The organism is Seonamhaeicola sp. NFXS20 (assembly GCF_049132085.1).
In the GTDB taxonomy this organism is placed as follows: Bacteria; Bacteroidota; Bacteroidia; order Flavobacteriales; family Flavobacteriaceae; genus Seonamhaeicola.
Window position 1 is genome coordinate 41964 of the sequence record NZ_JAFMPU010000005.1, and the last position, 15960, is coordinate 57923.

The following is a 15960-nucleotide window of genomic DNA, read 5'->3' on the forward strand; positions in this document are numbered from 1 at the left end:
TTACTTTTTTTAAAAATCGAAATTAACGCCTAACACGAATGATCTAGGTCTGGGGTAAAAGTTGTTATCTATACCACCAGAAATTTCAGGATCAATTCCACTATAATCTGTGAAAAGAGCAACGTTTTGTAGTGAGCCGTAAAATCTTGCATTAATGCCTTTTAGAATTTCATTTGCATTGTAACCAAGTGTTATGTTGTCTATTCTAAAAAACGATCCGTCTTCTACAAAATGATCGCTTAATGCGTTGGTTTCTTCTATGTTATAAAATCCTGTGTTATAGTAATCTGAAACAATATTACTTAAGTAATTATTGGTTGTAGGTACTACATTGTTTAAAATGCCTTTAGAAGCGCTAACATCGTTGTAAACATAATTACCAATACTAGCTCTTGTTACTATAGCTAAATCCCAATTTTTATACCTTAAATCTGTATTTATACCCATTGTAACATCTGCAAGCGCATCTTTATAAAGGTATTTGTCATCATCATTAATAACGTTATCTCCATTTAAATCTGCAAAAGCGCCTTCAATTGGTTTACCGTTAACATCATAAATTTGTTTGTATACATAGAAACTGTATGGCGATTCACCTTCACGATTCACCTGTACATTGTTACCAGTACCTGTAGAAATGCCACCTGTTGGCTGATCATCTGGTAAGTTAGTTACCTCATTTTGGTTAAATGAAACATTGTAATTTACATTCCACTGAAAGTTTTCGGTTTTAACAGGAATAACATTTAATGCAAACTCTATACCTCTGTTTTCCATGTCTCCAATATTAGCTTGAATGGTGTTAGAGAAGTTTGTAAATGGGTCTACAGTAGAGGTGGCAATTAAATCTTCAGTTTCTCTAATATATGCATTAAATAAACCAGATATGCGGCTATCTAAAAGGCTAAAATCTAACCCTATATTTAATGTGCGACCAACTTCCCATTTAAGATTGTCGTTAATAGCTTCTGGTCTATATGTTTGGTAAAAAGTTGATCCAAACTGATATCCAGCGGTATCTGTACTACCTGTATAGCGTGTTAAAAACAAATAATCTCCTAAGCCATTAACGTTACCAATTTCACCATAACCAACTCTTAATTTTAAGTTGTTGAAAAATGAGTCTTCCATAAAGGATTCGTTAGTAATATTCCAAGCTAATGCTAAAGAAGGGAAAAAGCCCCAACGATCGTCTGGGTTTAATTTAGAAGAAGCATCGGCTCTTAAACTAGCTGTTAAAAGGTAACGGCTATCATAGTCGTAATTTAAACGTCCAAAGTATGATAATAAAACGTTTTTAGATTTATCTATAAATTCATATTGGTTGCCATCTTCTTCGTCTTCACTATCATAACTATAATCGTTATATTCAAAAGATTGATAAGAGTAACCAGCAACCATATTAATATTATGTGTATCCTTAAAGGTTTTCTTATAAGTTAAATATGCATCAAATAATTTGTTTGTAGCTTCTTGCGTGTAGCTTGTAAGAGAACCATTCCAGTCTATATCTGCAGATGATAAATACTGTGATGTAATTTTACGACCATGACTGTTAGATTTATCTAAAGCTACATTTACCGTTGCAGTTAAAGCTTCAAAAAAAGGTAGCGTATAATCAAATTTTGCATTTCCTAAAAAGCGTCTAACCTCTGCGGTATCATCAACCAAGTTTAATAAAGCAACTGGATTTGTTGGAGATAATGAAATTTGAGTATAACCAAGTGGAGCAGAACTATTTTCTACTAACCAACCAGAATAACCACCAAAAGGTGATGAGCTGTCATAAACAGGTTGTGTTGGGTCATAAACTAAGGCGCTACCAATGGCATCACGATTAGCAAATTTATTTTCGGTGTAACTACCTTTAGCGTTTAATTCAATTTTAAGATGATCATCTAAAAGTTTAGGAGTTAAGCTTAATGCACCTGTAAGACGTTCAAAATTATCTCCTTTTAAAATTCCATCATGATTTGAGTAGGATACTGAAGCTCTCATAGGTACACCAAAAGCGCTACCCAAAGCACTAAAGTTATGGTCTTGCCCAAATGCTACTGTATAAATTTCGTCTTGCCAATCTGTATTAGCATTACCAAGTAGGCTTGCTGTTGTATCATCGTAATTAGAATCTAATTCAATAATATTTCTAAATTGATTAGCATTAAGCACATCTATTGTTTTTGTTGGGTTGTGTACTGTGGTAGAAGAGCTTAGGTTAAATGTAAACTCTTTATTTTTTCCTTTTTTAGTAGAAACAATAATAACACCATTAGCACCTCTAGAACCGTAAATGGCAGTGGCCGAAGCATCTTTAAGTACACTTATGCTTTCAATGTCATTAGGGTTAATTAAATTTAAAGGGTTACGAGAACCACCAACACCATCATTATCAATAGGTACTCCATCAATAACGTATAAAGGAGAGCTATTAAGGCTTAAAGATCCTGTTCCTCTAATTCTAATTTCTTGGCCTTCACCAGGAGCTCCGCTGCTAGAGGTTACGGCAACACCTGCAATTTTACCACTAATAAGCTGTTGCGCAGATACTATAGGGCCATCATTAAAATCTTCATCTGTAACCAAGTCTACAGTTCCTGTTAAGTCTTCTTTTTTAACACTACCATATCCAATAATTACAATTTCATCTAATTGTGCTGTGTCTTCGGTTAATTGAACGTCAAGCGTTTTTTGACCATCAAAAACAATTTCTGTAGATTGATAGCCTATAAATGAAAAGACTAAAATGTCTCCTTTGTTGGCTTCAATTTGGTATGCACCGTCAAAATCTGTTGCTGTTCCGGTTGTTGTGTTTTTTATTACAACATTTACTCCTGGGAGCGGAATGGAAGTTGATTTTTCTGTTACTGTTCCTTTAACTGTTGTTTGTGCAAATAAACTTATTGGCACAAAAAACAAGAAAAGCAGCAACTTATTCATTGTTGTCTTCATACAATAACTTTTAGAATTAATTTCTCAGTTTTAGTTAGTCAATATATTTTCACTTCTCGAGGATAAAACTATGTAAAGAAATTGTTAACAGATAATTTTTAATTACGAAATTCTCAGCGAAATCGTTTTCGTGTTAACAACTTTTTATTTTAAAGACAAAAAATTGATAAAACCCTATATTTGAGTGATTAGCTTAATATGTTTATATTTAACTTTACAATTAGAATTTTCTATTTACCTGATTAATAGCTACATGAAAAAAAAGATAACATTAAAACAAATAGCAAAGGAATTAGATGTGTCTGTTTCTACCGTTTCTAAAGCTTTAAGTGGAAGTAAAGAAATTAGTGAAGATACAACACAAAAAATACAGGCATTTGCTAAATTATATAACTATCGGCCCAATAATATAGCTCTTAGTTTAAAAAACAGAAAAACAAAAACTATTGGTATTTTAATACCAGAAATAGTGCACCATTTTTTTTCAACTGTAATTAGAGGTATAGAAAGGGTAGCTAATAGGCGTGGTTATAATGTTATTGTTGGTTTGTCTAATGAATCTTTTGCCAAAGAGGTTATTAATATGGAATTACTGGCTGGTGGTAGTATAGATGGTTTTATATTATCTATTTCAAAAGAAACACTATTAAAACAAGATTATCATCATTTTAACGCTACAATAAACCAAGGCATACCAATTGTTATGTTTGATAGGGTGGTAAATGAAGTAGATTGTGATAAGGTGATTGTAGATGATGAAAAAAGTGCTGTAAAAGCTGTTAAACTACTTGCAGATAAAGGTTGTAAAAATATAGCTTTAATTACAACAATGGATTATGTGAGTGTAGGTAGATTAAGAACACAAGGTTATTTAGAAGCGCTTCAAGATTGTGATATTGAAGCTAATTCTGATTTAATTTTAAAAATAGATGATAGCTTAGATGTTGAAAATCATTTAGAAATTCTAGAAAATGAAATTGAAAACTTTTTTAGAGCTAATAAAACCATAGACGGTATTTTTGCGGTAAATGAACTTTATGCTATAACAGCAATGAAAGTAGCAAGAAAATTAGGGTTTAATATTCCTAATGATATTCAAGTAATAGGATTTACAGATGGGGTGTTATCTAAACATGCCACACCTAGCTTAACAACGGTTAGTCAACACGGTCAAAAAATAGGCGAGCAATCGGCTAATTTACTTATAGATAGGCTAGAAGCAGAAGATTTAGAACAAAATTCTTATATAACAAGCAGCGAACGAAAAAAAGACTTTATTAAAATGGTTATTGAGACCGAAATTATTGAGAGAGAATCTACTAAATAATTTTTTTTAGAATAATTAAAAATCTTTTCTATATCTTTGTTGCAGAATCAAGACTTATATTTTCACTTCTCAAATAAGTTTTGATAAGTAATATCGCTTATCAAATAGTATTAATTAAACATACTATTTAATGGAAAAGCGTAGATTAAGTTTCTGGGAAATATGGAACATGAGTTTCGGTTTCTTAGGAATTCAGATGGGTTTTGCCCTTCAAAATGCTAATGCAAGTAGAATACTTCAAATTTTCGGAGCCGATGTTCATGAACTATCGTGGTTTTGGATAATAGCGCCTTTAATGGGGCTTGTTGTTCAGCCAGTAATTGGTCATTATTCCGATAAAACTTGGGGGCGTTTTGGTAGGCGTAAACCATACTTTCTAGTAGGAGCTATTTTAGCCTCTGTTGGTTTAATATTAATGCCACAAGCAGATTTGTTTATTGCATTTTTACCAGCGCTATGGGTTGGTGCAGGTATGCTCATGATTATGGATGCCTCATTTAACATTGCAATGGAGCCTTTTAGAGCTTTGGTTGGTGATAATCTTAGAACAGACCAAAGAACCCTTGGGTTTAGTGTACAAACCGCTTTAATTGGTTTTGGCGCCGTAATTGGTTCATGGTTGCCATATGCGTTAACTAATTGGTTTGGTGTTTCAAATGAAGCAACAGAGGGAACAGTACCATTTAATTTGGTTTTATCATTCATTATTGGAGCTATTATTTTAATTATTTCAATTTTAGTTACGGTAACTACTACTAAAGAATATTCTCCAGAAGAACTGGCAAGTTTTGATAATGAAACCCTAGAAGAGAGCCCTGATAAAAAATCTAGTTTATTAGATATTTTTGAAGATTTTAAAAAAATGCCAGACACCATGAGACAGCTAAGTTGGGTTCAATTTTTTTCCTGGTTTGGCTTGTTTGGTATGTGGGTGTTTGCAACTCCAGCCATTGCACAACATGTTTATGGTTTGTCATATACAGATAGTAGTAGTGCAGCCTTTCAAGATGCTGGAGATTGGGTAGGTATTTTATTTGGAGTTTACAATTTAGTATCTGCTTTTTATGCCTTTGCATTGCCTAGAATTGCCAAAAAAGTTGGTAGAAAAAAAACACACGCAATTTCATTGTTAATTGGTGGTATAGGCTTGCTTTCTATTTACATTATGCCAGATAAAAATTGGCTAATAGTTTCTATGATAGCTGTTGGTATTGCGTGGGCAAGTATTTTGGCTATGCCTTATGCCATTCTTGCAGGGTCTATTTCACCAAAGAAAATGGGTGTGTATATGGGAATTTTCAACTTCTTCATTGTAATACCTCAAATAATCAACGCATTAATAGGAGGTCCATTAGTTAAGTATGTTTACAGCAATCATGCAGTTTTTGCTTTAATAACAAGTGGAATAAGCTTTTTAATAGCTGCTGCTTTAGTATCAAAAGTAAAAGATGTTGATGATATAATTCAGGAATAAAATGAACAAAATAGGAGTTATATTCGATTTAGACGGTGTTATTGTAGATACCGCCAAGTACCACTATTTAGCTTGGAAAAGCGTAGCTAATAAATTAGGTTTTGAATTTACAGAAGAGCACAACGAACTGTTAAAAGGTGTGAGTAGAGTGCGTTCTTTAGAAATTCTTTTAGATATAGGAGAGGTACAAATTTCTGAAGAAAAAAAACAAGAATATTTAATTAGTAAAAACAAAGAATATTTAGGCTTTATCACAAAAATGAAAGCTGATGAAATTCTTCCTGGAGCTTCAGAACTGTTAGATGCTTTAGATGAAGCCGAAATAAAATATGTATTGGGCTCTGCAAGTAAAAATGCACCGTTAATTCTCAAACAACTAGGGCTTTATAATAGGTTTGCTGGCATTGTTGATGGTAACAGTGTGTCTAAAGCTAAACCAGACCCAGAGGTGTTTTTAATAGGAGCAAAAAAACTAAACCTACAACCAGAACAATGCGTTGTTTTTGAAGATGCAATTGCGGGCGTAGAAGCGGCAAATAAAGCCCATATGATTTCTGTTGGTATAGGTGATAAAAATACCCTTTGTGAAGCAGATTATAATTTTAATGACTTAACAGAAATTCCAGAAGATTTCTTTAAAAAGTTAACGACTTTAAATTGAGAAAACAATGAATCAAGACTATATAAAACCAGATAATTGGTCAATCATAGAAGAAGGCTTTCAGCCTCAATTAGTAGAATCTTCCGAAAGTTTATTTAGTATCGGTAATGGAGCCATGGGGCAACGAGCCAATTTTGAAGAAACTTATACAGGAGAAACCTTTCAAGGTAGCTATATTGCAGGAGTTTATTACCCAGATAAAACCCGTGTAGGCTGGTGGAAAAATGGTTATCCAGAGTACTTTGCTAAAGTACTGAACGCCCCTAACTGGATTGGGATAAACGTTGTTGTTAACGGAGAATCGTTAGATTTAAATACCTGTAAAAAAGTAGAAAAGTTTAGGAGAGAACTAAACATGAAAGAAGGATGGTTGTCTAGAAGTTTTGTGGCAACCTTACAGAACAACACAACCATAGAAGTAACCACAAAGCGTTTTTTAAGCCTAGATTTAGATGAGCTAGGTGCTATAAAATACAGTGTTACCCCAATAAATACCGATGCCAAAATTAGTTTCATACCGTATTTAGATAACGGTATAACCAATAAAGACACCAATTGGGATGATAAATTCTGGGATGTTATAAGGGTGAGCCATGAAAAACAACAGGCTTTTATTGAGGCAAAAACCATGAAGACAGATTTTTATGTTTGTACTTACATGGAATCCCAAATTTCAATTAATGAACAACCTATAACCGTAGAGCCTGCTGTTCAAACTACCTTAAATTATATTTCATTTGAATATGAGCAGGATGTTAATAAAGGAAATCCTTATACGATTACTAAATTTGGAGGATATACGGTTGATAGAAACCACGACAAAACCCAATTAGTTTCGGCTGCAAAAAATGTTTTAAAAGAAGCCTTTAAATTAGGGTATGACACCTTGCTAACTAAACAAAAAGAGGCTTGGGCCAGTATTTGGGAACGAGCAGATATTACTATTGATGGCGATGTAAAAGCACAGCAAGGTATCCGCTTTAATATTTTTCAATTAAATCAAACCTATTTAGGTACAGATTCCAGATTAAATATTGGTCCAAAAGGATTCACAGGCGAAAAATACGGTGGTAGTACCTATTGGGATACAGAAGCGTATTGCATTCCGTTTTATATGGCAACCAAAGATCAAAAAGTAGCCAGAAACTTGTTGGCGTACCGTTATAATCATTTAGAAAAAGCCATAGAAAATGCCGAAAAATTAGGGTTTACAAATGGTGCAGCGTTGTACCCAATGGTAACTATGAATGGAGAAGAATGTCATAACGAATGGGAAATTACTTTTGAGGAAATTCATCGTAACGGTGCTATTGCATTTGCTATTTATAATTACCACCGTTACACGGGCGATTATAGTTATATCCCAGAGAAAGGTTTAGAAGTGCTTATTGGAATTGCTCGTTTTTGGAAGCAGCGCGCTACATTTTCAAAAGATAAAAATAAATACGTTATTCTTGGTGTTACAGGTCCCAATGAGTACGAAAACAATGTTAACAATAATTGGTACACTAATTATTTAGCACAATGGTGCATTAATTATGCTTTAGAAAATATAGAAAAGGTAGAAGAAGAATATGTGCTGGATTTTCAAAGAATTGTTAAAAAACTTAATCTTACCGAAAAAGAATTAGCACTTTGGAAGGCAGTTGCAGATAATATGTATTTCCCTTATTCAGAAAAACATCAAGTGTATTTACAACAAGATGGTTTTTTAGATAAAGAATTAATAACAGTATCAGATTTAGATAAATCGCAACGCCCTATAAATCAACATTGGTCTTGGGACAGAATTTTACGTTCTCCATACATCAAGCAAGCCGATGTACTTCAAGGGTTTTACTTTTTTGAAGATCAATTTTCTGATGAAGAATTAGAACGTCATTTCGATTTTTATGAACCTTTTACCGTTCATGAAAGCTCTTTATCACCTTGCGTACACAGTATTCAAGCTGCTAAATTAGATAGGATGGAACAAGCCTATACTTTTTACTTACGCACCTCGCGTTTAGATTTAGATGATTATAACCATGAAGTACATGAAGGACTTCATATCACTTCTATGGCAGGAACTTGGATGAGTATTGTAGAAGGTTTTGGTGGTATGCGTGTAAAAAATAATATGTTATCCTTTACTCCTAGAATTCCAAAGCAGTGGAAAGCTTATTCGTTTAAAGTGAATTTTAGAGAAGCTATTATAAAAGTCAATGTAACTCAAAACCAAACAAATTTTGAAATGGAAGGTGAGCATGAATTGCAAATTTTAGTTAATAACACTTTGGTAACCATTAAACCAAATACTTTGGTTATGGTTTAATTTTATTTTTTTAGAAATGAAAAAAAATGTGAAATTATTAGTTGTGTTTATACTAACACTTAACTTTTCTTGTCGTAATAAAGAACAACATTTAACTACTATGGCTACTGTTGCTACATCAGAATCTATTACAGAATATCATGATATAGAGCGCATAGAGCCACATAATTGGTGGGTGGGTTTTAAAACTAAAGAGTTACAGTTGTTGGTTAAACACTCTAATATTTCTAAAGCTACTCCAAGTGTAAATTATAAAGGGGTTACTATTAAAAAAGTTCATAAAGCAAATAGCCCCAATTACTTGTTTTTAGATTTGGTAATTGATGAAACAGCTAAAGCAGGAAAGTTTAATATTGAATTTACGTTTCAAGACGGCAATAAAAAACAACAGACCTACGAATTAAAGGCAAGGAAAAAACCTGCCGAAGATTTTGTTGGCTTTAATAGTTCTGATGTTATTTATTTAATTACACCCGATCGTTTTGCAAACGGAGACCCATCAAACGATATTAATGAAAATCTTTTAGAAAAATCCATAAATAGAGATGATGATTATGCCAGACATGGTGGCGATATTAAAGGTATTACAAATCACTTAGATTACATTCATGATATGGGCTTTACGGCCATTTGGCCATGTCCTTTATTAACCAATAATATGCCTCAGGCATCATACCATGGTTACGCAATGACAGATTTTTATGAAATCGACCCTAGGTTTGGAACCTTAGATGAATATTTAGAGCTATCTTCTAAAATGTCTAAAAAAGGCATGAAATTAATCATGGATCAAGTAGCTAATCACTGTGGTTTAAACCATTGGTGGATGAAAGATTTACCATTTAAAGATTGGGTGAATCATCAAGATAATTTTGAAAAAAATAAAGATGTTTGGGATAATAAAAACATCATAAAATCTAATCACGTAAGAACATCTAATCAAGATATTTACGCTTCAAAAAAGGATAAAAAAGAAATGACAGATGGATGGTTTGTTTCTGCAATGCCAGATTTAAATCAACGTAATCCTTTTATGGACAAATATATCATCCAAAACAGTATTTGGTGGATTGAAACAGCAAATTTAGGTGGTATACGTCAAGATACTTATCCGTATTCAGACAAAGATTTTATGAGTACTTGGGCAGGAGCCATTATGCATGAATATCCCAATTTTAGTATTGTGGGTGAAGAGTGGAGTTACAATCCGCTACTTATAGGTTATTGGCAAAATGGAGCAAACAATAAAGATGGGTACAACTCCAATTTAAAATCGCCTATGGATTTTGCTATGCAACGCAATATTGTTGAGGCTCTTAACGAAGAAGAGGCATGGGATAAAGGCTTAGCTAAAATGTATGAAGGTTTAGCAAACGATTTTCATTATGCTAAACCAAAAGATATCATGATATTTCCTGATAATCATGATATGAGTCGCATTTTTACGCAGCTAAAAGGTGATTTAGTTAACACAAAAATGGCAGTAAGCTATATTTTAACCTTACCAAGAATTCCACAAATTTATTACGGAACAGAAGTTTTAATGGGCGATTTTGAAAAACCAGGAGATCATGGCTTAGTAAGAAGTGATTTTCCAGGTGGATGGGAAGGCGATACTGTAAATGCTTTTACCGGAAACGGATTGACCAACGAACAAAAAGAGATGCAATCTTACGTTAAAAAATTACTCAATTACCGTAAGAGCAGTAAAGCCATTCACGAAGGGAAAACAATCCATTTTGCTCCACAAAACAAGACCTATCTGTTGTTTAGAAGGTTTGGAGAAGAAGTGGTGGTGCATATAATCAATAAAAACGATACCCCATTTCAACTTGAATTAGATCGGTTTGAGGAGATTGGCTTAAAAGGTAAAACTTTAAAAAATATCATTACCGGAGAAACTTTTGTTTGGGATGATGTTCTAGAACTAAAAGAAAAAGGTAGCCTAATTTTAACTACAAAGATTTAATAATATGAGGCGTTTTTTTATAATAAGTTGCTTATTCTTTTTTATGTCTTGCAAAACAGATAAAAAACACAATATTTCAAAAACAGCTAAAGCACTTTCAACGCATGTTTTTAAAATTGAAAATGCTACTTTGTTCAGTGGCTCATTATATAGAATAGATAGCATACAGTCTAAATATATAACACCAAGACCAGTAGATGTTTGGTTGCCAGAAAACTATTCAAAAGAAAAGAAATATGCCGTTTTATATATGCATGACGGACAGATGTTGTTTGATAGCACCACGACATGGAATAAACAAGAATGGAAAGTAGATGAGTGGGCATCTAAACTTATGAACGATAAAATAACCAAAGACTTTATTGTAGTTGGTATTCATAATATCAAAGAGTTAAGGTGGTTTGATTTATTTCCACAAAAAGCTTTTTATAACCTAGAAGAAGACACAGATGTAGCCATGCTTCATGATGGTTACGATGGCTTTGAAGAGTCGCTATTAAACGGCGATAATTACCTTAAATTTTTGGTAGAAGAATTAAAGCCGTTCATAGATTCTAAATACTCCGTTTATACCAACAGAGAAAATACATATGTAGCAGGTTCTAGCATGGGTGGATTAATGAGTATGTACGCTATTTGCGAATATCCCGATGTTTTTTATGGAGCAGCTTGTCTTTCAACGCATTGGGAAGGAGCTGCCCCGATAGAAAATAATCCGTTGCCAAATGCTATTTTTAAATACATGGAAGCTAATTTACCATCGGCAGAAACCCATAAACTTTATTTTGATTATGGAACAGAAACACTAGATGCGCATTACCCCAAACACGCCCCTAAAGTAGATGAAATATTAACATCTAAGGGGTATGATAAAACGAACTCAAAAAATTTAATGTTTGAGGGAACAAACCATTCAGAACATGCATGGAATCAGCGTTTATATGTTCCGTTAACATTTTTATTAGGGAATACAGATGAACAAATTTAGTACAGTCTTTTTATTCGTTTTTGTCGGATTATTTTCATTCGGACAAAATAAGAACAGAACGTTTTTTGATGTAAACTACACTGAAGGAGACTTTCTAACTATAAAAGTAAACGACGGTTTATATAAAATTCAATTTTATACAAAAGATATTGTAGAGACCACTTTTATTCCAAAAGGAGAACAGTTTGATGAGTCCTCACATGCCGTTATATTACAGCCCAAAAAAGTAGATGTAGTTTATAGTTATAGCCCTAAAAATGACAACGTTTTTTTCAAAGCAAAAGAAGGTATAACTGTAAAAATTCAAAAGCATCCTTTTCAAATTTCATATGTTTATAAAGACAAGCCAATTGTTTCAGAAAAAGCAGGTTATGTTAAAAATGATAGTTTAGAAACCATTCAATTTAACCTCACTAAAGATGAAGTCTTGTACGGTGGTGGTGCCCGTGCTTTAGGAATGAACAGAAGAGGAAATAGGTTGCAACTTTACAATAGAGCGCATTATGGTTATGAAACCAGAAGTGAATTAATGAATTACACCATGCCAATTGTACTATCATCTAATCAGTATATGATTCACTTTGATAATGCTCCAATTGGTTTTTTAGATTTAGATAGTAAAGGTGATAATACGCTTGCCTATGAAACTATTTCTGGTAGAAAAACCTATCAGGTTATTGTAGGCGAAAATTGGTATGATTTATTAGATAATTATACCAATTTAACAGGAAAACAACCAATGCTGCCACGTTGGGCCTTAGGTAATTTTTCAAGTAGATTTGGGTATCATTCACAAACAGAAACCGAAACTACTATTGCTAAATTTAAAAAAGAAAAAATTCCTGTTGATGCCGTTATATTAGATTTATATTGGTTTGGAAAAGAGGTTATGGGTACTATGGGAAATTTAGAGTTTGATAAAGATTCTTTCCCAAACCCAAAGCAAATGATTAAAAACCTAAGAGACAATAATGTTGAAACCATTTTAATTACAGAGCCCTTTATTTTAACGACATCAAAAAAATGGGATGAAGCCGTTAAAGAGGATATTTTGGCTAAAGATTCTTTAGGAAATCCATTTACATATAATTTCTTTTTTGGTAATACAGGACTCATCGATATTTATAATCCAAAAGGAGAAAAATGGTTTAAAAATATATATAAAGATTTAGCAAAAAGAGGAGTTACAGGTTTTTGGGGAGATTTAGGAGAACCCGAAGTACACCCAAAAGAACTAATACACGCTACCGGAACTGCCAATGAGCTACATAACATTTATGGGCATAATTGGGCAGAATTAGTTTATGAAGCATCAAAAGAGATTAGTCCAAATAAAAGGCCATTCATATTAATGCGTGCAGGATATTCTGGTTCACAACGTTTTGGTATGGTTCCTTGGTCTGGAGATGTTAACAGAACTTGGGGTGGTTTACAAAGTCAACCCGAAATAGCATTGCAAATGGGTATGCAAGGGCTAGCGTACATGCATTCAGATCTGGGGGGATTTGCTGGTGCCAATTTAGACGATGAATTGTACGTGCGTTGGTTGCAATACGGCGTGTTTAACCCAATTTTTAGACCGCATGCACAAGAAGAAGTTCCTAGCGAACCCGTTTTTAGAAATGAAAAAGCTAAGGATTTAGCTAAAAAAGCTATAGAATTGCGTTATAAGTTGTTGCCGTATAATTATAATTTAATTTATGAAAATGCTAGGTTTGGCAAACCGTTAATGCGTCCACTTTTTTTTGAAGAGCCTAATAATGTAGCGTTATTCAATTATTCAAAAACCTATTTATGGGGAAACGATATATTGGTATCTCCTGTTTTAGAACAAGGCAAAACAGAACAGGAAGTGTACTTTCCTAAAAACGCTATTTGGTTCGATTTTTATTCAGATGAAAAAGTAAAAGGCGGACAAACAAAAACAGTTTTGTTAAAAGAAAATAATATCCCCACTTTTATTAGAGCAGGAGCGTTTATTCCCATGGCAAAACCAATGCAGTCTACCAAAGAGTTCAACGCTAATCATTTAGATGTGCATTATTATTTTGATGAATCTGTAAAAGAAAGTGAAGCAGAATTTTATAATGATGATGGGGCATTAGCCAATGCGTTTGAAGCAAATAATTATGAAATTTTAGAGTGCAAAGCAGAATTTGATAAAAATCGTTTAAAAATTGAATTTGAAGCAAAAGTAGCAGCAAATTACAGCTCCCAAATCAAAAACTTTAACCTTATAGTTCATAACATACAAAAGCAACCAAAACGGATTAATGTTGGAGGAAAAAAAGTGCATGTTGAATGGGATAGTAAAACAAAATTATTAACTGTGCCTGTGGTTTGGGAAGCTTCAAAAGGAAAAAAAGTACAAATAAAATTTAAAAATTAATAAAATGAATAAAACCATTGTTCTGATTTTTATAATAGCGTCTATAATAACTTCTATAATAACGTTTGGATGTAAAAAAGAATCAAAAAAGGAGATGGTTGAAAAAACATCTTTAAACAAAAAGCAAGTTATATATCAGGTATTCACGCGTCTTTTCGGAAATACTAATACTACCAATAAACCCTGGGGAACTATTGAAGAAAATGGCGTTGGAAAATTTAACGATTTCACAGATAAAGCCTTGAAAGAAATTAAAGATTTAGGGGTTACACATATTTGGTACACAGGTGTACCACATCATGATGTTATTACAGATTATACTAAATATGGAATTTCAAACGATGATCCAGATGTGGTAAAAGGACGTGCCGGATCACCATATGCTGTTAAAGATTATTACAACGTAAACCCAGATTTAGCTGTAGATGTTAATAATCGTTTAGGTGAGTTTAAAGCACTTATTGAGCGTTCTCATAAAGCAGGATTAAAAGTTATTATTGATATAGTGCCTAACCATGTGGCTAGAAATTATGAAGGTTTAACCAACCCTGAAGGCGTGGTAGATTTTGGTGCTAATGATGATAAATCTGTAACTTATCACGTAAATAATAACTTTTATTACAACCCTGATGAGTCATTTAAAGTACCAGTTTGGGAAAATAATTATTCGCCTTTAGGAGATGAAAAACATCCTTTAGAAGATGGTGAATTTGATGAAAAACCAGCAAAATGGACAGGTAATGGGTCTAGATTATCTCAACCTAGTATGAATGATTGGTACGAAACCGTAAAAATAAATTATGGTATTGCACCAGATGGAACTAAAGATTTTGATGAACTTCCAGAAGGTTTTGAAAATAAAGATTACAAAGAACATTTACAGTTTTGGAAAGATAAAGAAATTCCAGACTCATGGCATAAATTTAAAGACATTGCTCTGTATTGGTTAGATTTTGGAGTAGATGGTTTTCGTTTTGATATGGCCGAAATGGTGCCTGTAGAGTTTTGGAGTTACATGAATTCTAATATTAAAAATAAAAATCCAGAAGCTTTTTTATTAGCAGAAGTGTATAATCCAAGTTTATATAGAGATTATATTAAAAAGGGAAAAATGGATTATTTATATGATAAAGTTCAGTTGTATGATACTCTTAAAAACGTAATGCAAGGACACGGAAAAACAGACAATATTCCACCTATTCAAGAGGATTTAAAAGATATTGAACATCATATGTTGCATTTTTTAGAAAATCATGATGAACAACGTATAGCAAGTCCAGAATTTGCTGGAAATGCAAAAAAAGGAATGCCAGCTATGGTAGTTTCTGCAACTATTAGTACGTCTCCAACTATGATTTATTTTGGGCAAGAATTGGGAGAGCCTGGGGCAGAATATGCCGGTTTTGGAAAACCATCAAGAACATCCATTTTTGATTATATAGGTGTGCCAACACTACAACGCTGGGTAAATAATAAACAGTTTGATGGCGGACAATCTACTATTGAAGAAAAAACATTAAGAGACTTTTATAAACGCTTACTAAACTTTACAATTAATAGTACAGCTTTAGCTGGTAATTATCAAGATATTCATTTGTATAACAGAAAATATACAAATAATTATTCAGATAAAGTATTGTCTTTTGTTAGGTGGAATGATGAAGAAAAGCTAATAGTTGTAGCTAATTTTGACGATTCAAATTCCTATGAATTCAACTTAAAAATTCCGCAAGAGTTAATTAAAGACTTAAGTTTAAAAGATGGAATTTATAGTGTTAAAGATGAATTGTATGGTAAGTATAAGTCAAATTTAAACATTAAAAATTCCACAGGAACTATAAATATTAAAATCAACCCGTTAGAATCGTTTATTCTAAAAATTTATTAAA

9 protein-coding genes are annotated in these 15960 nt (G+C 32.8%); 8 read left to right on the forward strand and 1 reads right to left on the reverse strand.

The features are described from left to right. Positions 1-9 precede the first annotated feature (9 nt). Positions 10-2949, reverse strand: a complete 2940-nt coding sequence (locus tag J1D01_RS08910; protein WP_372937053.1) for a SusC/RagA family TonB-linked outer membrane protein — start codon at positions 2947-2949, stop codon at positions 10-12. Between the two features lie 253 nt (positions 2950-3202). Here J1D01_RS08910 and J1D01_RS08915 point away from each other — a divergent pair, with 253 nt between their 5' ends. The 8 genes from J1D01_RS08915 to J1D01_RS08950 all read left to right on the forward strand — a co-directional run bounded on the left by J1D01_RS08915 (position 3203) and on the right by J1D01_RS08950 (position 15959). Then, positions 3203-4276 (forward strand): LacI family DNA-binding transcriptional regulator, encoded by a 1074-nt coding sequence (locus J1D01_RS08915; protein ID WP_372938415.1) that lies wholly within the window; start codon positions 3203-3205, stop codon positions 4274-4276. A 130-nt stretch (positions 4277-4406) separates the two neighbouring features. Then, positions 4407-5750 carry an MFS transporter gene (locus tag J1D01_RS08920; protein WP_421150596.1) on the forward strand — a complete coding sequence of 448 codons (1344 nt, stop codon included), beginning with the start codon at positions 4407-4409 and terminating at the stop codon, positions 5748-5750. A gap of 1 nt (position 5751) precedes the next feature. Next, positions 5752-6411 (forward strand): beta-phosphoglucomutase, encoded by a 660-nt coding sequence (pgmB, locus tag J1D01_RS08925; protein WP_372938419.1) that lies wholly within the window; start codon positions 5752-5754, stop codon positions 6409-6411. A 7-nt stretch (positions 6412-6418) separates the two neighbouring features. Beyond that, on the forward strand, positions 6419-8725 hold the full coding sequence (locus J1D01_RS08930; protein ID WP_421150597.1) for a glycoside hydrolase family 65 protein: 2307 nt from the start codon (positions 6419-6421) through the stop codon (positions 8723-8725). A gap of 16 nt (positions 8726-8741) precedes the next feature. After that, positions 8742-10694, forward strand: coding sequence for a glycoside hydrolase family 13 protein (locus J1D01_RS08935; RefSeq protein ID WP_421150598.1), 1953 nt, complete (start codon positions 8742-8744; stop codon positions 10692-10694). Positions 10695-10737: 43 nt separating this feature from the next. Next, complete coding sequence (locus J1D01_RS08940) at positions 10738-11682, forward strand: alpha/beta hydrolase (protein WP_421150599.1); 945 nt, start codon at positions 10738-10740, stop codon at positions 11680-11682. After that, positions 11669-14071 (forward strand): TIM-barrel domain-containing protein, encoded by a 2403-nt coding sequence (locus tag J1D01_RS08945; RefSeq protein ID WP_421150600.1) that lies wholly within the window; start codon positions 11669-11671, stop codon positions 14069-14071. The genes J1D01_RS08940 and J1D01_RS08945 overlap by 14 nt, the downstream gene beginning before the upstream one ends. 4 nt (positions 14072-14075) lie before the next feature. Further along, a complete protein-coding gene (locus J1D01_RS08950) occupies positions 14076-15959 on the forward strand; it encodes an alpha-amylase family glycosyl hydrolase (RefSeq protein ID WP_421150601.1) in 1884 nt (627 codons plus the stop codon). The last annotated feature ends 1 nt before the right edge of the window (position 15960 follow it).